The following is a 20,879-nucleotide window of genomic DNA, read 5'->3' as shown; positions in this document are numbered from 1 at the left end:
CGTTGCAGGTGCTGCGCCGGCGTGGGTGGCCGCCGGCGCGATGGAGTGGCTTACCAGCCGAAGCCGGCACCGACGCCGACCGAGCTGTCGTCGCTGCTGAAGGCACCGCCGACCGTCACCGTGGCGCGATCGCTGATCGCACGCTGGTAACCCAGCGACAGTGCCGATTCGCCGCCCTGGAAGCCGATGCCGACGCCGACCCGGTTCTGGGTACGGATGCCGGCAGCACTGGTGGCCATGTTGAGCATCGCCGCGCTCATCGCGCCCTGGCGGTCGATGCGGCGATCCATGTGCCGCAGGCGCCCGTCGACCTCGCCCTTGAACACATCGAAGCTGTCGGCGACGGCCTGCACGCGGCTGTCGGTGTAGCTGTTGGCGGTGGCCATGCCACGATCGAGCTGGCCCTTGTTGACCGCATCGGTGGCGGTGGTACCGGCTGCCACGTTGGTGACCTGGCGCTCGTTGCCTTCGCTGCCCACCGACACCGTATTGGCACGATCGGCAACCGAGCCCTGGCCCAGCGCCACCGCGTTGGCAGCGGTGGCACTTGCGCCCTGGCCGATGGCAGTGGACGAGGCGCCGCTGGCCACCGCGCCGTCGCCCATGGCGACCGCGTTGAGCCCCGATGCCGGGGTGCCCACCGGGATGCCCGCACCCGCCGCCGCAGCGGTCGGCGTGCCCTGCACGCGCGCGGTGCTGGCCGGTGCCGCATCGGCCGTCGCCGGGGCTTCGGCAACGCTGGCCAGTGCGCTTTCATCCAGCGAGGCACTCATCGAACGCAGGCTGGCCGTTCCCGAGCGCGTGCCACCGGCGGTGCGGCGGTCGATCTCGCTGACCTTGCGGTCCAGCGCACCCAGCGCATCGCCGACGTTGCTGTAGGTGGCACCCTGGATCACGTAGTTCGGCGCCACGAACACGCCCTGCATGCCGACGCTCGCGCCGCCCCCCAAGAAGCTGGCGGCATCGCTGAGCGACTGGAACAGCTGGCCGCCATTGATCGCCTGGCGGCTGCCGGCGGCGATGCTGCCGGCACCGACGTTGTCGATGGTGGTGCCCTGGAAGCCGGACAGGGTCAGGCGGTCACGGCTGGCGTCGTCGTAGCCGACCGCACTGGCCGCCGTGGTCTCCACCGTGGCGATGCGCGAATCGAAATCACCGACGCGGGTTTCCACTGCGCCCACGCGCTGGTTGGTGACATTGAGCTGGGAGCCGGTCACCGCGTCGCTGCTGCCGGCAGCAATGCGGCCATCGGCCACGTTGACGATGCGGCGCGTGGCCGGGCCATCGGTGGGGTTGCCACTGCCCACCGACACAACATTGGCATCCAGCGCACGTGCTCCGGCACCGATTGCAACCGAGTTGACGCCGACCGCTCCCGCGCCGGCGCCAACGGCCAGTGCACCGGAGGCAGACACCGTGGCATTGGCACCCAGCGCGATGCTGCGTGCGCCCGCCGCATTGGCCACCGAGCCCATCGCTACCGAATCGGTACCGATGGCGTTCGCGGTTCCCGTGCCATTGGCGCGGAAATATCGGTTGGTGGTGTTGGCGGTGAACGCAACGGCGTCCAGCTGCCCGCGATTCACTGCGTCATTGATTTCGGTACCGTTGGCGACATTGGTGACCTGCCGGTTGTTGACGGCACTGCCGACGGACACGGTATTGGCACGATCGGCCACCGAGCCTCCACCCAGTGCGACACTGCCGGCAGCCGAAGCGTTGGCACTGACACCCACCGCCGTGGCATTCAAACCGGTGGCCTTGCTGCCGTAACCGACCGCAGTACCCAGGCGGCCGCTGGCTTCGGCATAGCTGCCCAGCGCCGAAGCGCCATCGGCCGAGGCACTGGCGCGGAAGCCACTGGCCTGCGACTGCGTGCCGGTAGCCGTGGACTGCGCACCGTTGGCCGTGCTGTAGGGCCCCTTGGCCTGGGCCCCGGCGCCAGTGGCGCTGGCGCCGGTTTCGCTGGCGCTGGCGCCGCTGCCCAGCGCAACGCTGTCGACACCACTGGCCTGCGCAGCATTGCCCAGTGCGGCAGCGTTGTTGCCGGTGGCCAGTGCATCGAAGCCGACCGCGGTGGCGTTGGCGGCCATGGCGTTGGCGCCGCTGCCCAGCGCAGTCGCACCGTTGCCGATCGCATTGGCCGCATTGCCGGCCGCCAGCGCATTTTCACCATCGACCAGTGCACCTGCCTCGCCATCGGCATTGCCGCTGGCCTGGAACTGGCGGCTGGTCTTGTCGGCCACGCTGGCAACGGCGTCGAGCTGGCCCTTGTTCACCGCATCGGTGGCTTCGGTACCGGCGGCAACGTTGGTGACCTGGCGTTCGCTGCCGGCCTTGCCAACGGCCACCGTGTTGTCGCGGTCAGCCTTGGAACCGGCACCGAGCGCAACGCTGTTGCTGCCATTGGCGGTGGCGTTTGCACCCAGCGCCGTGGCGTTGGTACCAGCCGACCAGGCATTCCAGCCGATGGCCGTAGCGTAGTCCTCGGTGGCCCACGCACCGGCACCGAACGCCGCCGCACCGGTGCCACTGGCACGCGATGGGATCAGGCCGAAGAAGGTGCTGCCGCCGATCGCCACGCTTTCCGCACCGCTGGCTTCACTCGACTGACCCACCGCAACCGCGCCGGTGCCGGCCGCGGCCGCGCCGAAGCCCACCGCCGTTGTGTTGGCGCCGCTGGCCGCCGAGCCATAGCCCAGTGCGGTGCCGAGGCGACCGGTCGCTTCGGCATAGCCACCCACCGCTGTGGTGCCATCGGCGGAGGCCGCGCTGCGGAAGCCGCTGGCAAGGGACTGTGCGCCACTGGCGTTGGATTCAGTACCGTTGGCGGTGCTGTAGACACCGCTTGCCTGTGCACGCGCGCCCACCGCGCTTGTCCCCACTTCGCTGGCGCTGGCACCACTGCCCAGGGCCAGGCTGTCCTCGCCGGTGGCCTGTGCGGTGCTGCCCAGTGCCGCCGCGTTGGTGCCGGTCGCCAGTGCATCGATGCCGACGGCGGTGGCGTTGGCGGCCAGCGCATTGGCACCACTGCCCAGCGCGGTAGCGCCGTTGCCGATGGCGTTGGCCGCATCACCGGCGGCCAGCGCATTGTCGCCCTCCACCAGCGCGCCGGTTTCACCATCGGCATTGCCGCTGGCCTGGAACTGCCTGCTGGTCTTTTCCGCGGCGGCGGCTACGGCATCGAGCTGGTTCTTGTTGACCGCATCGTTGCCCTGCGTGCCATCGGCCACGTTGGTGATCTGGCGGGTGTTCCCGCCGCCGCCCACCGACACGGTGTTGTCGCGGTCCGCAATCGAATCCGCACCGAGCGCCACGCTGTTGGCCGCGCGCGATTCCGCCGCATTGCCCAGCGCGGTGCTGTTGATGCCTCCCGACCAGGCGCCACCGCCCACCGCCGTGGAGTAGTTGCCCGAGGCTTCGGTGGCCAGCGTGCCGAACAGCGAACCACCAATGGCGACGCTGTTGGTGCCGGTGGCCAGGCTGCCCTGGCCGGTGGCGGTGCTGTAGGCGCCGGACGCCTGCGAATCGCCGCCCAGCGCCACGCTGTTGGAACCGGAGGCATTGGCGAAGTTGCCAAAGGCGGTGGCATTGAAGGCCGAAGCCTGTGCATAGCCGCCGATGGCGGTGCTGTAACCACCGGTGGCTTCGGCACCGATACCGAACGCTGCCGCAGCCGTGCCGCTGGCCACGCTCTCGCTGCCGACCGCGGTGGCACCACTACCACTGGCGTTGCTGAAGTAGCCCACGGCTACGGCTTCTTCGCCGGAGGCTTCGGACAAGGCACCGATGGCGGTGCTGCCCGCGCCGCTGGCGATGCTGGCCGCGCCGAACGCCGCACTCTGCTCACCGCTGGCTTCGCTTTCCGCACCCTGCGCGGTGGCGTATTCGCCGGTGGCCTGTGCATTGGCGCCTACGGCACTGGCATTGGCGGCGGTCGCCAGCGCGTTGAAGCCGATCGCCTGCGCGTTGCCGGCCAGCGCATTGGCACCGCTGCCGAGCGCGGTGGCGCCATTGCCGATGGCGTTGGCCGAATCACCTGCGGCCAGCGCGTTGTCGCCCTCCACCAGCGCACCCGCCACATCGTCGCCGTTACCGTTGGCCTGGAAGAAGCGGCTGGTGGTCGTGGCGGTGCTTGCCACCGCGTCCAGCTGTGCCTTGTTCACCGCATCGGTGGCCTGGGTACCGGCGGCAACGTTGGTGACCTGGCGCTCGTTGCCGCTGCTGCCCACCGACACCGTGCGTGCGCGGTTGGCGACCGAGCCCGCGCCGAGTGCGACGGCGTTGCTGGCAGTGGCATTGCTGCCCGCACCCAGCGCGATCGCACTTTCGCCGCCGGCCACCGTGTTGGTGCCGATGGCGATGCTGTTGATGCTGTTGCCCAGCGCCTGGAAGCCCAGTGCCACGCTGTTGTCGCCATAGCCGAAGGCACCGCGGCCGACGGCGGTGGCGCTGGTGCCGTTGGCCCAGCTGTTGTAGCCGATCGACGTGGCGCCAGCGCCGCTGGCCCACGCCGCGTTGCCGAACGCGGAAGCGTTGGTGGCGGTCGCCCACGCACCGGAACCGAAGGCGCTGGCGCCACTGGCGGTGGCCCAGCTGTAGCCGCCCACCGCGGTACTGTCATCGCTGCTGGCGAACGCACTGTCACCCACCGCCACCGCATACGCGCCGGTTGCGCGCGACTTGCCGCCGGCGGCGAAGCTGTTGTCACCGCTGGCCTTGGCCGCATTGCCGAAGGCGCTGCTGGCAGCACCGGTGGCCTGCGCAGCGCTGCCGACTGCCGTGGCATCGGCCACGGCCGTGGTACCCACCTGCTGCGCCTTGCCATCGGCACCGATGATCGGCTGGTTGAACTCGTCGTAGGCCTGGCCCAGGCCACCAATGGCGACGCCGCCGCTGCCGGTGGCCGTGCTGTTGCGGCCCACCGCCACGCTGTCATCGCCGATTGCCGACGCGGCCGCGCCATGCGCAACCGCGCCAGCACCGATCGCGTTGCTCGACGAACCGGCCGCGATGGCCCCCTCGCCTTCCGCCAGCGCGCCGGCATCGCTGTCGGCTTCCGGCTGGGCCTGGAAGAAGCGCGCGGTGCTGTCGGCGATGTTCGCTACCGCATCCAGCTGCGCCTTGTTCACCGCATCGGTGGCTTCGCTGCCTGCAGCGACGCTGGTGATCTGCCGCTCATTGCCGGCGCTGCCCACCGCAACGCTGTTGGCACGCACCGCTTCGGAGTTCGCGCCCAGCGCGACACTGTTGGCGCCGCGTGCAGTGGCGTAGTAGCCCACCGCAGTGCTCTGCGCACCACTGGCCCAGGTCTGCGCGCCGAGCGCACTGGCGTTCTCGCCCGGCGCATAAGCGAAGTAGCCCAGTGCGGTGGCTTCGGCACCGGAGGCTTCGCTGAGGCTGCCGTTGGCCACGGCACGGTCGCCGCTGGCGATGGCGCCTGCGCCGACCGCAGTCGCCGATTCACCGCTGGCCTGGGTCTGTACGAAGAAGCCCAGGCCGGGAATCAGGTCGGCCGGGCCACCGATGGCAACGCTGCTGGTGCCCGTGGCATTGCTCTGCGTACCCAGTGCCGTGGAGTAATCACCGATGGCATTGGAGACCGCACCGAACGCCGACGCCTGCGCGCCGGAGGCATAGGCCCCCACGCCATAGGACGATGCGGCAAAGCCGCTGGCATCGGCGCTGGCGCCGACGGCCGTGCCACCCACGCCGGCACTGGTGGCGCCGGTGACCACCGGCACGCCACCACTGGTGATCAGCGGATTGCCGTTGGCATCCACCGCAGCGCCACCCACGGCCACGCTGCCCGGTCCGTTGGCCTGCGCGTTGTTGCCGAATGCTGCGCTGTTCGGGCCAGAGGCCAGCGCGTTGTTGCCCACCGCGGTCGCGTTCTGCGCAACGGCGGTGGCACCGGCACCGACCGCCGTGGTGCCGTTGCCGATGGCGTTGGCGGCCTCGCCGGCGGCCAGCGCGTCATCACCTTCAGCCAGTGCGCCGGCATCGCTGTTGCTGCTGCCGGTGGCCTGGAAGCGCTTGGCGGTGGCATCGGCCACCGCGGCAACATCCTTCAACTGGCCGACGTTGACCGCATCGGTGTCCTCGGTGCCGGCGGCAACGCTGGTGATCTGGCGGGTCAGGCCGTATTCGGCGGCACCGACGGATACGGTATCGACACGGTCGGCCAGCGAGCCGGCGCCCAGCGCCACGCTGCCAGTAGCGACCGCGGCGGAATTGGAGCCCAACGCCGTGCTGTACTCACCGACCGCCGTGCTGAACGCACCGACGGCAATCGAGGCTTCGTTGGCGGCGGTGGCGCCGCGACCCAATGCAGTACTGCCGGGACCCATCGCCACGGCACCGCCACCGACGGCGGTCGCACCGTCTGCGGTGGCTTCGGACAATGCACCCAGTGCCGTTGCTGCGCCGTTCTCGCTGGCGGCATACGCACTGGCGCCGATGGCGGTATCGCCAAGGCCGAAGGCTGCCGCGCTCTGCCCGACCACTACGCTGGCATCACCGATCGCCAAGGCGCCCTGGCCGAACGCGCTGGCGCCGATGCCGGCCGCGATGGCCTGGGTGCCGATGGCGGTGGTGGCGTTGGCCAGCGACTGCGCACCGGCACCGGCGGCCAGTGCGCCCTCGCCCTGGATCTTCGCCGCGTCGCTGTCATCGCCTGCGCCGTCGGCCTTGAAATAGCGGTCGCCGTCGGCGGCAACGTCGGCCAGCGCGGCCTGCGTGGCGCGCGCCTGCGCGTCCAGCTGAGCCTTGTTCACTGCGTCGGTCGCCTGCGTGCCTGCGGCGACGTTGGTGACCTGCCGTTCCTTGCCGGCATCACCGACGGAGACGGTGTTGGCACGCGTGGCCCTGGAGCCGGCGCCCAGCGCCACGCTGTTGGCCGCACTGGCACTGCTGTTGCTGCCGATCGCCACCGCATTGCTGCCCTTGGCCGTGGCCGAGCCTTCGATCAGGCACTTTTCGAGCAGCTTGCCGCTGAATGCCACGCAGGTGGCGCTACCGCCGATCTGCACCGACTGTGCGGTGGCAGGGCCACTCATGCCCAATCCCAATACCAGGCCCAGTGCCACCGCCAGCAGTGCGGGCGTGGCCTGTGTCGCATCGCGGCGCTGGTCGACGACCCCACCGCTGCTGCTGTCGGAGGAAGCCAGTTCCGAGGCCACCACCAACTGACCCAATGCTTTGTTCCAGACCTTGCGATAAATCCGATTCATCGGTACGGCTCCTGATTGGACTGGTTTTGGGCAAAGCAACGCCACCGCTGGGCTTTCCGGCCCAACGTCCCCTGGGGGCGTTTATTCGCGTGATTTACTGCGGGGTATTGCCGAACGGCGCGCAGCGACAGAAAACCGAGCGCGTGCGCCAACCGGTTACTGCGAAATGAATGATTCTGAAACGGGGTTCAAGTGTTAACGGCAACTTTGCAGATCGTCAAGACTTTGACACGACAAATCCTATTGCCGTGAAGCAGTTCACTTTTTCGCCTGTTTATAAAAGGATTTTGTTAGCGATGCGTGACGATACTTTGTCGCCTGAAAATCCATGTAACTAGCGGGCGCATCAGGATTTTCACGCGCGCAAAGAAAAAACCCGCCGGTCAACGGCGGGTTTTTCCATACGCGGCGGCATTGATGCGTGCGCGATGTGGTGCGATCAGCCGCACCACACCCGCGCGTTGCGGAACATGCGCATCCACGGCGAATCACCCTGCCACTCGGCCGGGGCCCAGCTCATGTTGAGCGCACGCGGGGTGCGTTCCGGGTGCGGCATCATGATGGTCACGCGGCCGTCGCTGCTGGTCAGGCCGGTGATGCCGTCCGGCGAACCGTTCGGGTTCAGCGGGTACTGGTTGGCAACGTTGCCGTGGCCATCGATGTAGCGCAGCGAAACACGGGCCGCGGCCTGGTCGACCGCGTTGTCGAACACCGCCTGGCCTTCGCCATGCGCCACTGCCACCTGCAGGCGCGAACCGGCCATGCCCCGCAGCAGGATCGATGGAGATTCCACCACTTCCAGCAGCGCGGTGCGGGCCTCGAACTGCTCGCTGGCGTTGCGGCGGAACTGCGGCCAGTGTTCGGCACCGGGAATGATGTCCTTCAGCTGGCTCATCATCTGGCAGCCGTTGCACACGCCCAGGGCAAAGCTGTCCTCGCGCGCGAAGAACGCGGCGAAGGCATCACGCAGCGCGCTGCGCTCCAGGATCGACGTCGCCCAGCCACGGCCGGCACCAAGCACGTCGCCGTAACTGAAGCCGCCGCAGGCGACCAGGCCGGTGAAGTCCTGCAGGGCGACGCGGCCTTCGATCAGGTCGCTCATGTGCACATCGAAGGGACGGAAGCCAGCACGTTCGAAGATATTCGCCATTTCGATCTGGCCGTTGACGCCCTGCTCGCGCAGCACGGCCACGCGCGGACGCGCACCCGTGCTGATGAACGGGGCGGCCACGTCTTCATTGATGTCGAAGCTGAGCTTGGGCTTCAGGCCCGGTGCGTTGAAGGCACGGACGATCTCACGCTCGGCATCGGCGTTGGCCGGGTTGTCGCGGCGCTTCTGCATGGCGTGGGTGACCGACCACCAGGCGTCGAACAACGCTTCCCAGCGCCATTCGGCCAGGTTCTCGCCGGCCAGCGACACGCGCACCACCGGTGCAGTGGTCGGCTTGGCAATGCGCTGTGCGCATTCGGTCAATGCATGGCGCTCGACCAGGTCGGCAAATGCCGCGCGGTCTTCGCGCGCGATCTGCACCACCGCACCCAGTTCTTCGTTGAACAGGCTGCGGAACGGATCATCGCCCCAGGCATCGAGGGTGATGTCCAGGCCCAGCCGCGAGGTGAAGGCCATTTCGCACAGCGCGGCGAAGGCGCCGCCGTCGCTGCGGTCGTGGTAGGCCAGCAGCAGGCCGGCCTGGCGCGCATCGCGGATCAGTTCGAAGAAGCCGCGCAGGCGCTGCGGGTCGTCCAGGTCCGGGGCGGCACCGGCGAAGGCCGGCAGGTCACCGTGGTCGGCATGCACCTGGGCCAGGATCGAACCGCCCAGGCGCTGCTTGCCGGCGCCGAGGCCGATCAGCCACAGCTCGCTTTCGACGTCGCGGTCGAGCAGCGGAGTCAGCTGCTGGCGCACGTCGGCGACCGGTGCGAACGCGGAGATCACCAGCGACACCGGCGACACGCTCTTGTGCGCCTCGCCCTGGTCGTGCCACTGCGCCTGCATCGACAGCGAGTCCTTGCCCACCGGGATGCTGATGTCCAGCTGCGGGCACAGTTCCATGCCCACGGCCTTCACCGCGTCGTACAGCAGCGCGTCTTCGCCCGGGTGGCCGGCCGCGGCCATCCAGTTCGCCGACAGCTTGATCTCATCCAACGCATCGACCGGGGCAGCGCACAGGTTGGTCAGCGCTTCGCCCACCGCCATGCGTGCCGAAGCTGCCGCATCGAGCAGGGCCAGCGGGGTGCGCTCGCCAATCGACATCGCTTCACCGGCCACGCCTTCGAAGTCGGCCACGGTGATGGCTACATCGGCCACCGGCAGCTGCCACGGGCCGACCATCTGTTCGCGTGCGGTCAGGCCGCCGACGCTGCGGTCACCGATGGTGACCAGGAAGTTCTTCGACGCCACCGTCGGGTGCGCAAGCACGCGCAGGCCCGCTTCCTGCAGATCCAGACCCGCGGTCTTCAGCGCCGGCCAGCGCGGTGCCGGCGGATGCGTAGTGTCGCGGTGCATCTTCGGCGGCTTGCCGAACAGCACGTCCATCGGCAGGTCGATCGGCGCATCGGCCGGGGTGTGGCCCGGCACGGCACCGTAAGCCACCACCAGGTGTTCCTCGGCGGTGGCCACGCCGACCGCAGCGAACGGGCAGCGCTCGCGGGCGCACAGCGCGGCGAACTCGGCCAGGCGCTCCTGGGCCACGCCCAGCACGTAACGTTCCTGGGATTCGTTGCACCACAGCTGCATCGGCGACAGCGACGGATCGTCGGTGGGCACCTTGCCCAGGTCGATCACGCCGCCGACGTTGGAGTCGTGCAGCAGTTCGGGGATGGCATTGGACAGGCCACCGGCACCGACGTCGTGGAAGAACTTGATCGGGTTGTTGGCCCCCATCGCCACGCAGCGGTCGATGACCTCCTGGCAGCGACGTTCCATCTCCGGGTTGTCGCGCTGAACGCTCGCGAAGTCCAGGTCCTCGGCACTTTCGCCGGAGGCCACCGAACTGGCGGCACCACCGCCCAGGCCGATCAGCATGGCCGGGCCACCGAGCACGATGACCGCATCACCGGCCTGCAGCTGGATCTTGTCGACCTGGATGCGGTCGATGGCGCCGAGGCCACCGGCCAGCATGATCGGCTTGTCGTAAGCGCGGACCAGATCGGCGCCTTCGGGCAGCTCGAAGCTGCGGAAGTAGCCGAGCAGGTTCGGGCGGCCGAACTCGTTGTTGAATGCGGCGCCGCCGAGCGGGCCGTCGGTCATGATTTCCAGCGCCGGCGCCATGCGCGGGTTCAGCGCGCGCGGCGCTTCCCACGGCTGCGGCAGTTCGGGAATGCGCAGGTGCGAGACCGAGAAGCCGGTCAGGCCGGCCTTGGGCTTGCCACCGCGGCCGGTCGCGCCTTCGTCGCGGATCTCGCCACCGGCACCGGTCGAGGCGCCCGGGAACGGCGCGATCGCGGTCGGGTGGTTGTGCGTTTCCACCTTGATCTGGAACGCGCTGGGCACCTGCGGCTCGCGGCGGTATTCGCCACTGGCCGGGTCCGGGCGATAGCGCGAGGCCGGATGGCCTTCGATCACCGCCGCATTGTCGCTGTACGCGCTGAGCGTGTGCTGCGGGGTCTGCTGGTGGGTGTTCTTGATCATCCGGAACAGCGAGCGGTCCTGCTCCTGGCCGTCGATGGTCCAGCTGGCGTTGAAGATCTTGTGCCGGCAGTGCTCGGAGTTGGCCTGCGCGAACATCATCAGTTCCACGTCCGACGGCGAGCGGCCCAGCGCGGTGAAGCGTTCGCGCAGATAGTCGATCTCATCCTGCGCCATGGCCAGGCCGAGGCGCTGGTTGGCAGCCTCCAACTGGTCCACCGGCACGCGTTCCAGCTCGCCACGGGCCGGCGCCGAGAACAGCGCCTGGCCCTGCTCCACGGTCTCCAGCACCGACTGCGTCATGGGGTCGTGCAGCGCCTTGACCAGCGCCTGCCGGGCATCGGCATCGGCCGGCCAGCCCTGCACATCGATGCGCAGGCCACGCTCGACCCGGCTGACCGGCTGACCGGCACCGCGCACCAGCTCGGTGGCCTTGCTCGACCACGGCGACAGCGTGCCCAGGCGCGGCACCACGATGCGGCTGACCGCACCGTCGGCGAGGGCCTCGGCCTGCGGCGCAGCTTCGAGGATGCGGCACAGGGTGGTCAGGTCGGGTGCGGTGCTGCCTTCGGGCTGCACGAAGTAGACGTGCCAGGCACCGCTGATGCGCAGGGAGGGAGCGATGGACTGCAGGCGGGATTCAAGACGTTCGCGGCGGAACGGCGACAGGGCGGGCGCGCCCTCGAGGACCATCATGTCCGGGGAACCGTAGTTGGGAAACGGGCCCGACATTGTACCGGAAGCGGGGGAAGGGCTTTGGCCGGGCGGCGCCCGGCACCCGCCGAAGCCAGGGCAACGGCAACGGCAACGGCCAGAGCAAAAGCTGGCCTCCCGTGGGATGGCGGGGTGGCTCCGGTTGCGGGGGACGCCGTGAATCCGTCCATGGGGGCTTGGCCGCGGCATCCATGCCGCGGACACCCCCGCCACCGGACCCACCCCGCCTTCGACAGATTTCGCGATCTGCGGTAGATCCACGCCATGCGTGGATGCTCGCCGGTAGTGCCGGCCGCTGGCCGGCAACCAGGGAAATCTCAGAAGTCAGGCATTGAAGAGCGCAGCGACCGGCTTCTGCTTTTGACTTTTTGTTCTGTCTTCCGTGGCTGGCCGCGCAGGAACCTGTCCGTGGCCGGGCGGGTGGGCTGCGCAGGGGCGTAAGCGCCATGGATGGCGCGCCCGAGCCTACAGGGACGTATTCACGGCGTCCCCTGCGCAGCCCACCCACCCGGCCAACCTCCAGAAATCCCCTGTTCGCGGAAAGCCCCAGCCACGAGGGGCTCCGCCGATGGCCGCCGACCGCGCGCAGCGCGCTCTCCGCCTGAATCCCGGAACCATGCGCTTGCTCACGGATTGACCACACAATTGATGACAACGTTGTCCCTACCTGGCGCCGGACTCTCTCCCCGGCCTCCCAGGTACCCCGTCCGCCCCCTCCGTCGCCTTCCCGGGCGACGCCCGGACCTGCGTCACGCGCGGCGCCATCGGGGCCCGCGCGCCCTTTGATCGGAGACTTACCCATGTACGACCCGATTGTGCGCAGTGCCGAACGTGCGACCCGAAGCTGTCGTCCCCGCCGCCTGGCCTGGCTGCTTGCCCTGGCCGCCGGTACCGCCGCCCTGCCCGGCCTGGCGCAGGCCGCCAGCTGTGCCGGCGTGGCCCAGTGGGACCAGGCCAAGATCTACCGGGCCGGCGATACCCTCCAGAAAGGAGGCGTCCTCTATCGGGCGAACCAGGACATCTGGAACGCGCCGCCGGACCATCCGGCCGGCGCGCCCTACTACACCAACCTCGGTGCCTGCGATGGCAGCGGCACCAACCAGCCGCCGGTGGTCAGCCTGACCTCGCCGGCCAACGGCGCCACCTTCAGCGCCGGCAGCACGGTCAACGTGACCGCCAACGCCAGCGACCCGGACGGCAGCGTCGCGAAGGTCGAGTTCTTCCGCGACGGCGCCTCGCTGGGCATCGCCACCAGTGCGCCGTATGCGGCCAGCTGGGCCAATGCCAGCGCCGGCAGCCACACCCTGCGCGCGGTGGCCACCGACAACAACAACGCCACCAGCAGCACGTCGACCATCACCATCACCGTCAACGCCGCCGGTGGGGATACCACCGCGCCGAGCGTGCCCGGTGGGCTGACGGTGGGCACGCGTACCGCCAACAGCATCGCGCTCAGCTGGAGCCCGTCCACCGACAACACCGGTGGCAGCGGCGTGGCCGGCTATGACGTGTACCGCAATGGCAGCCTGGTCGGTTCGCCGTCCAGCGCCAGCTATGTCGATGGTGGCCTGACCGCATCCACCACCTATCGCTACCGCGTGCGTGCCCGCGACAACGCCGGCAACGCGTCCGCCCAAGGCACCGAGATCAGCGCCACCACGCTGGCCGGCGACGGCGGCACCACCGGCAAGCGGGTCATCGGCTACTTCACCCAGTGGGGCATCTACGGCCGCAACTACCGGGTCAAGAACATCGACAGCAGCGGTTCGGCCGCACGCCTGACCCACATCAACTACGCCTTCGGCAACGTGCGCAACAACCGCTGCGAAGTGGGCATCACCCAGCCGTCGGATCCGAACAGTGGTGCCGGTGGCGATGCCTTCGCCGACTACACCAAGGCCTTCAGCGCCGCCGAGAGCGTCAGCGGCAGCGCTGATACCTGGGACCAGCCGCTGCGCGGCAACTGGAACCAGCTCAAGCAGCTCAAGGCCAAGTACCCGGGCATGAAGGTGCTGATCTCGCTGGGTGGCTGGACCTGGTCGCGCGGCTTCTCCAGCGCGGCACGCCCGGAAAACCGCCAGGCCTTCGTCGCCTCGTGCATCGATGCCTACATCAAGGGCAACCTGCCGGTGACCGACGGTGCCGGTGGCGCCGGTGCCGCGCTGGGCGTGTTCGACGGCATCGACATCGACTGGGAATACCCGGTGGCGTGCGGCATCGAGTGCGGCAAGCCGGAAGACAACGCCAACTTCACCGCGCTGATGGCCGAGTTCCGCCGCCAGCTCGATGCAGTGCGTCCGGGCCTGTTGCTGACGGTGGCGGTGGGTGCGGGCATCGACAAGATCCGCGTCACCGATCCGGCCGCGTACCACCCGTACCTGGACTACATCAACGTGATGACCTACGACTTCCACGGCGCGTGGGACGCGAAGACCAATCACCAGTCCGCACTGTTCGATTCGCCGAATGATCCGTCCACCGGCGACCAGAAGCTGTACAACAGCAACGACGCCATCGAGGCCTTCATCAGCCGAGGCGTTCCCGCCGCCAAGCTCAACCTGGGCATCGGCTACTACGGGCGTGGCTGGACCGGCGTGGCCAACGCCAACAACGGCCTGTACCAGACCGCGACCGGCGCCGCCCCGGGTACCTACGAGGCCGGCATCGAGGACTGGAAGGTGCTGAAGAACCTGGCGTGGCCGGGCTACACCGACAACACCGCCGGTGCCACCTGGATCTACAACGGCAGCACGCTGTGGAGCTTCGACACCCCGGCCAACATCACCCGCAAGATGGGTTACGTGAAGACCCAGGGCCTGGGCGGTGCGTTCGTCTGGGAGTTCAGTGGTGACGATGCGCAGGGCACGCTGACCAAGGCGGTCAGTGATGGCCTGAAGTAAGCAGAAAAGCCGGGGATGCGACACGCATTCCCGGCTTCCCACCTGTAGAGCCGAGCCCATGCTCTGCTGATGCTTCCGCAGCCGAGCATGGGCTCGGCTCTACAGGAAAAGGTCGGCGGTGATCAGCGCTTGGCCGACAGCTTTTCCAGCGCCGCACGCAGCTGTGCCGGCGGCAGGTAGCCCCCCAGCTGGGTGCCGTCGGGGGCGAAGATCGCCGGCGTGCCGTTCACGCCCAGCTGCTGGCCCAGTGCGTACTGCATCGCTACCGGGTTGGTGCAGTTCTTGGCCGGCACGCTGCCACCGCGCTTGGCGTTGGTCAGTGCCTGGCGACGATCAGCCGCACACCAGACCGAGATCATGTCGGTGTAGTCCTTGCTGCCCAGGCCCATGCGCGGGAACGCCAGGTACTCGACGGAGATGCCGTTGCGGTTGAGCTCGGCGATGTCCTGGTGCAGCTTGCGGCAGTAACCGCATTCGATGTCGGTGAACACGCTGATGGTGTACTTGGCGTTCGGGGCAGCAAACACGATGCGGTCGCCATGGTTGGCCTTGGCCAGCAGATCGCGGCGGTAGCCGAGCAGGCCTTCGCTGTTGGCCGGGCCCTTGGCGCGGGTGTCATACGGCTGCGACTGGAACAGGTAGCGGCCATCATCGGACACGTACAGCAACTGGCCGGACACGACGACCTCGCGGAAGCCGGGGAACGGCGCAGCGCCGATGTAATCCACCTGGAAACCGGGATTGAGCGCGGTCAGCGCGGCACGCACGGCCTGGTCGGCCGACGCGTTGGCGGCCGGGCTGGCCTTGGCCGCAGTGGTAGCAGGGGCCTTGGCGGCCGGCGGCGCGGGCTGGGCACAGGCCGTCAGGCTGAGCGCGCCGAACACGGCGGCGATGGCAAATCGGAGCATGGAACGGTCCGCGGCAGAAGAAGACCTCGGATTCTGACACAGCCACCGGCACCGGGCCGCGACGCCGCGCACCGCCCGGGGCCAAGGTTCAGGCCACCGCTCATCCACGCGGATGATGCCGGGCGTGCAGTTTCTGCAGGTGCTCGCGCGCCACCAGGGTGTAGATCTGGGTGGTCGACAACGAGCTGTGGCCAAGCAGCATCTGCAGCGCACGCAGATCGGCGCCACGATTGAGCAGGTGGGTGGCGAAGCTGTGGCGCAGGCCATGCGGGCTGATCCGCACCGGGTCGATACCGGCAATCTGCGCGTAGCGCTTGACCAGGTGCCAGAACGCCTGCCGGGTCAGCGCATGCAACGTCGCTTCGACAAACAGCGGGGTCTGCCCATCCGCCAAGGCCTGTACCCTGCCCTTGCCGACCAGCTGCGGCCGGGACTGCTGCAGGTAACGCTCCAGCCAATGCTGGGATTCCTCGCCCAGCGGCACCAGCCGCTCCTTGCTGCCCTTGCCGGTGACCCGCAGCACGCCCTGGCGCAGGTTGACCGCAGTGGCCGGCAGCAGCACCAGTTCGCTCACGCGCAGGCCGGCGGCATACATCAGCTCCAGCATGGCGCGATCGCGCAGGCCCAGCGGGCTGTCGACATCGGGTGCTGCCAGGAGCGCGTCGATCTGGCTCTCGGCCAGTGCCTTGGGCAGCAGCCGAGGCAGCTTGGGTGGGTCCAGCAGCGCGCTGGGGTCTTCGCTGCGGTCGCCCCGGCGCACGCCATCGGCAAAGAACGCGCGCAACGCCGACAACAGGCGGGCATTGCTTCGCGGCGACCAGCCATGCCGGGTGCGCCAGGCCAGGTAGTCGAACAGGCCGGGACGCTCGATGCCGGCCAGGCCACCGTCGCGCCCGTCCATCCAGCGTGCCAACCCTTCCAGGTCGCGCCGGTAGCTGTCGAGGGTGGCGCGGGCCAGGCCGTTCTCGGCCCAGATCGCATCGAGGAAACGCTGGATGCGCACGCTGTCATCGGCGCGCAGTTCCGGCAGTTGCTGCACCAGCTGGCGGCGTTCGGCGGGGGTGGAAACAGAAGCCATGCGTGCAGGATACGAGGGCCACTGCGGATGCGGCCAGCATTGCGTATGCTCGGCTCATGTCCCGTCCCGTCATTGATACGGTCCCTGCGGCCGCTACCGAGCTGCCCCGCCCACGCGCTTTGCTGCTGTGGCGTGCGCTGGCGATGGTCTACGACGCGCTGCCGGTGCTGGCGCTGTGGATGCTGGCCGGCACCCTGTTCACCCTGGCCTACACCTTCAGCGGCCACGCCCAGCGCGAGAACATTGCACCGTTCAGCGCCTGGCAGTGGCTGCTGTGGGCAGTGTGCTGGCTGATCACGGGGGGGTATGCCACGGCCAGCTGGCGCCGCGGCGGACAGACACTGGGCATGCGGCCGTGGCGGTTGAAGCTGGAATCGAGCGATGGCGCGCCCTTGCGACGCACGCAGCTTTGGCTGCGTTTCGCCGTGGGCACGTTGTCACTGCTGCTGGGCGGCCTGGGATTCTGGTGGGCGTGGATCGACCGCCAGCGACTGACCTGGCACGACCGCGCCAGCGGCACCCACCTGATGCGGATACCGAAGCGCTGATGCACGACCTGTAGAGCCGAGCCCATGCTCGGCTGACGAGCGGTGAGCGAAAAGCAGCCGAGCATGGGCTCGGCTCTACAACAATCACGATCAGCCCGATTTCCGCCGGAACAGCAATCCCGATACCGCCAGCATCACGATCGGCGGCAACGCATAGGCAATGCGGAAATCGAACTTCAACGCGCCGGCCATGCGGCCGAAGAACAGCTGCAGCAGCCAGAAGCCCAGCGCGAACAGGATACCGAGGAACAGGCGCTTGCCCATGCCACCACTACGCAGCGAGCCGAACGCGAACGGCACCGCCGCCAGGCACAGCGCCAGCACGTTCACCGGGTAGAACCAGCGGCTCCAGTACACGTCCTCGAAATCGCGCGCATCCAGGCCGTTGCGCTCGCGATAGGCGATGCTGGTGCTCAGTTCCGCCAGGCTGAGATTGCGTGGCTTGGCGATGCCGGTAGCCAGCGCCGCCGGGTCCAGCTTCGAATTCCAGGGCTCACGCGCCACTTCCTGGCGGGTCACCGAGCGCTCGCCGAAGGTGTCGCGGCGCACCCCGGTCAGTATCCAGCCGTCCTTGTCATGCTCGACGGTGTCGGCATGGGTCAACGAGGCGATCCGGCCGTCCTCGGCAATGCGGTACAGGCGCACGTCGCGCAGGATCAGCCGCGTGCCCTTGTCGCCCACCAGCTGCTCTTCGCCTGCGACGGCACTGAGGAAGGTATCGCCTTCGCGCGCCCACAGGCCCGAGTAGCGGCTGCTGGAAATGTCCCGCCCCCATTTGGCGCTGGACTTCAGCGCATCGGCGCGGTCCTGGCCCCAGGGGCCCAATGTCTCGGCGCTGAGCACCATCACTGCGGTCAGCAACGACAGCGCGATGGCCACCGATACGCTCAGGCGCTTCCGCGACAGGCCCAGCGCACGCAGCGCGGTCAGCTCCGAGGTCGCCGCCAGCTGGCCCAGGCCCATCAGTGCCCCGATCACCGCTGCGGTGGGGAACATCGTGTAGGCGCGGCGGGGCACCGTGTACAGCACCCATGCGGCGGCATGGCCCAGGGTGTAGCCGTTCTTGCCGATGTCCTTGAACTCGCCGGAGAACGCCATCACCACGTCCAGGCCGACCAGCACCGCCCAGGTAAGCAGTACGGTGGTGAACACCGACTGGCCCAGGTACAGATCGAAACGCATCGGGCGCAGCCTCATGCGCGGGCTCCCTTCGGGCGGCCCAGGCGGCCATCACGGGCATACATCCAGATCGCCAGCGCCAGCAGCGGCAGAGTCAGCCACCACAGGCCCAGCGCGGGCGGAATCTTGCCGTTGGCAATCCAGCCACTGCCGATGAACATCAGGTTGGTACCGACCATATAGGCCATCAGGGCCAGCATCATCCGGCCGTAGCGCTGCTGGCGCGGCGAGCTGCGGCCCAGCGGCACGGTCAGCAGGGCGAACGCCAGCGCGATCAGCGGTGGTGCCAGGCGACGGTGCAGCTGTGCCTGCGCCTGCGGGCGCTCGTCACCGATAAGCTTCAGCGTCGGCATCAGTTCCGGGTCATCCTCGGTGCGGGTCTGCGCGCCATCAGGCAGGGCCACGTCGTTGCGGGCGAAGGTCGCCAACCGGTAGTCCAGCGCACCGGCCACCGGACCTTCCACCTGGTGGCCGTCATCCAGCTCCAGGAAGCGCTGGCGGGTGCCCTCGAAGAACATGCGGCCGCCGTTGGCCGACACCACCTCCAGCCGGTCATCCTTCTGCCGCTGCAGGAACACCTTGCCCAGCTGGGTGCCATCGGGCGAGATCGAGGACAGGTAGACCACGCCGCCATTGGGCAGCTGGGTGAAGCGGCCCGGCTCCAGGCCGGCCATCAGCACGCTGCGGTTGGCCTCGACGATCATCTGCTCGGCCACCCGGCCGGCCCACGGGCCCAGCCACAGCGAGCAGGCGCCGACCAGCAGCACCACCGGCACCACCAGCATCAGCAGCGGCCGCAGCAGGCGCTTGGGGCCCACGCCAATGGCGGTGATGACCGCCATCTCCGAGTCCCGGTACAGGCGGGCGACCGCCAGCAGCAGGCCAAGCATCAGCGCCAGCGGCAGGATCAGCGGCAGGTAGGCGATGAACTGCAGGCCCAGCTGGGAGAACAGCAGCTTGGCCGGCAGACGCCCGTCGGCGATGTTGCCGAGGATGTCCACCAGCACGCCGCCTACGCTGACGACCAGCAGGACGATCAGGGTAGCCAGGAAACTCTGGACGAAATCGCCCAGCAGGTATCGGTCGAGCTTCAGCATGGGGCGGTGGTTTAAACTCTGGGGTTCGTTCGCGGTGCCGCCCAGTCTACTGTCTGGGCGTAAACGGCCTGCGATTGTACGGACTCGCCAATGGAATCTGCTCAATGGCCCTCGAATTCACCCTGAACCACGTTGCTCCGGCCGCCGCCACCGTCGATTGCCTGGTGGTCGGCGCCTACGCCGACCATACCCTGACCCCGGCCGCACAGGCCCTGGACGCTGCCAGCGGCGGCCGCCTGGCCTCGCTGGCCCAGCGCGGCGACCTGTCCGGCAAGACCGGCGCCACCACCCTGCTGCACGACCTGCCGGGCGTGACCGCCCCGCGCGTGCTGGTGGTCGGCCTGGGCGATGCCGCCCGCTTCGGCGTGCCGCAGTACCTGAAGGCCGTTGGCGACGCCGTGCGCGCGCTGAAGGCCGGCGCTACCCGCAGCGCACTGTTCACCCTGTCCGAAGTGGCCATCAAGGACCGCGACGCGGCCTGGGCGATCCGCCAGGCAGTGATCGCCGCCGATCACGCCGCCTACCGCTACACCGCCACGCTGGGCAAGAAGAAGGCCGACGACGCCGGCCTGGCCCAGCTGGCCATTGCCGGTGACGACGCCCAGGCCCTGGCCCAGGGCCAGGCCATCGCCGCCGGTGTCGAGTTCGCCCGCGAACTGGGCAACCTGCCACCGAACTACTGCACCCCGGCCTACCTGGCCGAAGTGGGCGTGAAGTTTGCCGGCGAGCACGACGGTGCCGAGGCCGAGATCCTGGATGAGACCCAGATGGAAGCGCTGGGCATGGGCTCGCTGCTGGCCGTGGCCCGCGGGTCGGCCAACCGTCCGCGTCTGGTCGTGCTGAAGTGGACCGGTGGCGGCGACGCCAAGCCCTATGTGCTGGTCGGCAAGGGCATCACCTTCGATACCGGTGGCGTCAACCTGAAGACCCAAGGCGGCATCGAGGAGATGAAGTACGACATGTGCGGTGGCGCCAACGTCATCGGCACCTTCGTCGCGGCCGTGAAGGCCAAGCTGCCGCTGAACCTCGTCGTGGTGGTGCCGGCCGTTGAAAACGCGATCGATGGCAACGCCTACCGTCCATCTGACGTGATCACCTCGATGTCGGGCAAGACCATCGAAGTGGGCAACACCGACGCCGAAGGCCGCCTGATCCTGTGCGACGCGCTGACCTACGCACAGCGCTTCGAGCCGGCCGCGCTGGTCGACGTCGCCACCCTGACCGGTGCCTGCATGGTCGCCCTCGGCCACCAGACCGCCGGCCTGATGACCAAGCACGACGACCTGGCCAACGAGCTGCTGGCTGCCGGCGAGCACGTGTTCGACCGCGCCTGGCGCCTGCCGCTGTGGGACGAGTACCAGCCGATGCTGGATTCGACCTTCGCCGACGTCTACAACATCGGCGGCCGCTGGGCCGGTGCGATCACCGCTGGCTGCTTCCTGTCGCGCTTCGCCGAAGGCCAACGCTGGGCGCACCTGGACATCGCCGGCGTGGCCAGCGATGAAGGCAAGCGTGGCATGGCCACCGGCCGCCCGGTCGGCCTGCTGAGCCAGTGGCTGCTGGACCAGGCCGCCCGCGCCTGATGCCGTACCCGA

9 protein-coding genes are annotated in these 20,879 nt (G+C 68.8%); 3 read left to right on the top strand and 6 right to left on the bottom strand.

Annotation, left to right across the window (positions count from 1 at the left end):
- Positions 1–50 precede the first annotated feature (50 nt).
- Together V3B41_RS15340 and purL are read right to left on the bottom strand one after the other, a co-directional pair.
- On the bottom strand, positions 51–7,232 hold the full coding sequence (locus tag V3B41_RS15340; RefSeq protein ID WP_329861658.1) for an ESPR-type extended signal peptide-containing protein: 7,182 nt from the start codon (positions 7,230–7,232) through the stop codon (positions 51–53).
- Between the two features lie 439 nt (positions 7,233–7,671).
- Positions 7,672–11,556 (bottom strand): phosphoribosylformylglycinamidine synthase, encoded by a 3,885-nt coding sequence (gene purL, locus V3B41_RS15335; RefSeq protein ID WP_180848829.1) that lies wholly within the window; start codon positions 11,554–11,556, stop codon positions 7,672–7,674.
- Positions 11,557–12,374: 818 nt separating this feature from the next.
- Between purL and V3B41_RS15330 the strand changes: the two genes are divergently transcribed.
- Entirely contained in the window at positions 12,375–14,474 is a 2,100-nt protein-coding gene (locus tag V3B41_RS15330) for a glycosyl hydrolase family 18 protein (protein WP_197633050.1), read from the top strand.
- 122 nt (positions 14,475–14,596) lie between these two features.
- Here the strand turns inward: V3B41_RS15330 and V3B41_RS15325 are convergent, their stop codons facing one another.
- Positions 14,597–15,382, bottom strand: coding sequence for a DsbC family protein (locus V3B41_RS15325; RefSeq protein WP_049427368.1), 786 nt, complete (start codon positions 15,380–15,382; stop codon positions 14,597–14,599).
- A 100-nt stretch (positions 15,383–15,482) separates the two neighbouring features.
- Positions 15,483–16,460, bottom strand: coding sequence for a site-specific tyrosine recombinase XerD (gene xerD / locus V3B41_RS15320; RefSeq protein WP_049427369.1), 978 nt, complete (start codon positions 16,458–16,460; stop codon positions 15,483–15,485).
- Positions 16,461–16,516: 56 nt separating this feature from the next.
- On the opposite strand from xerD, the gene V3B41_RS15315 reads away from it, so the two are divergent.
- Positions 16,517–17,008 (top strand): RDD family protein, encoded by a 492-nt coding sequence (locus V3B41_RS15315; protein WP_049427371.1) that lies wholly within the window; start codon positions 16,517–16,519, stop codon positions 17,006–17,008.
- A gap of 90 nt (positions 17,009–17,098) precedes the next feature.
- On the opposite strand, the gene lptG is transcribed toward V3B41_RS15315, so the two are convergent.
- The gene (gene lptG / locus V3B41_RS15310) at positions 17,099–18,205 is read right to left on the bottom strand and encodes an LPS export ABC transporter permease LptG (protein ID WP_049427372.1); all 1,107 of its coding nucleotides are present in this window, start codon (positions 18,203–18,205) and stop codon (positions 17,099–17,101) included.
- Entirely contained in the window at positions 18,202–19,284 is a 1,083-nt protein-coding gene (lptF, locus tag V3B41_RS15305; protein WP_049427375.1) for an LPS export ABC transporter permease LptF, read from the bottom strand. The genes lptG and lptF overlap by 4 nt, the downstream gene beginning before the upstream one ends.
- A gap of 104 nt (positions 19,285–19,388) precedes the next feature.
- On the opposite strand from lptF, the gene V3B41_RS15300 reads away from it, so the two are divergent.
- Positions 19,389–20,867: a leucyl aminopeptidase gene (locus V3B41_RS15300; RefSeq protein ID WP_049427377.1), complete on the top strand. Its 1,479-nt coding sequence runs from the start codon at positions 19,389–19,391 to the stop codon at positions 20,865–20,867.
- Positions 20,868–20,879 lie beyond the last annotated feature (12 nt).

Source organism: Stenotrophomonas sp. SMYL89, assembly GCF_036319985.1.
Lineage (GTDB): Bacteria > Pseudomonadota > Gammaproteobacteria > Xanthomonadales > Xanthomonadaceae > Stenotrophomonas > Stenotrophomonas maltophilia_Q.
Note: the sequence above shows the minus strand (reverse complement) of the source record. Positions and strands in the feature narration are given on the sequence as shown.

Bases quoted from the DNA above. Each gene is read 5' to 3' on its own strand.
- lptG (WP_049427372.1), bottom strand. From the start codon at position 18,205: ATGAGGCTGCGCCCGATGCGTTTCGATCTGTACCTGGGCCAGTCGGTG.
- V3B41_RS15315 (WP_049427371.1), top strand. From the start codon at position 16,517: ATGTCCCGTCCCGTCATTGATACGGTCCCTGCGGCCGCTACCGAGCTG.
- V3B41_RS15300 (WP_049427377.1), top strand. From the start codon at position 19,389: ATGGCCCTCGAATTCACCCTGAACCACGTTGCTCCGGCCGCCGCCACC.
- V3B41_RS15330 (WP_197633050.1), top strand. From the start codon at position 12,375: ATGTACGACCCGATTGTGCGCAGTGCCGAACGTGCGACCCGAAGCTGT.
- purL (WP_180848829.1), bottom strand. From the start codon at position 11,556: ATGATGGTCCTCGAGGGCGCGCCCGCCCTGTCGCCGTTCCGCCGCGAA.
- lptF (WP_049427375.1), bottom strand. From the start codon at position 19,284: ATGCTGAAGCTCGACCGATACCTGCTGGGCGATTTCGTCCAGAGTTTC.
- V3B41_RS15325 (WP_049427368.1), bottom strand. From the start codon at position 15,382: ATGCTCCGATTTGCCATCGCCGCCGTGTTCGGCGCGCTCAGCCTGACG.
- V3B41_RS15340 (WP_329861658.1), bottom strand. From the start codon at position 7,232: ATGAATCGGATTTATCGCAAGGTCTGGAACAAAGCATTGGGTCAGTTG.
- xerD (WP_049427369.1), bottom strand. From the start codon at position 16,460: ATGGCTTCTGTTTCCACCCCCGCCGAACGCCGCCAGCTGGTGCAGCAA.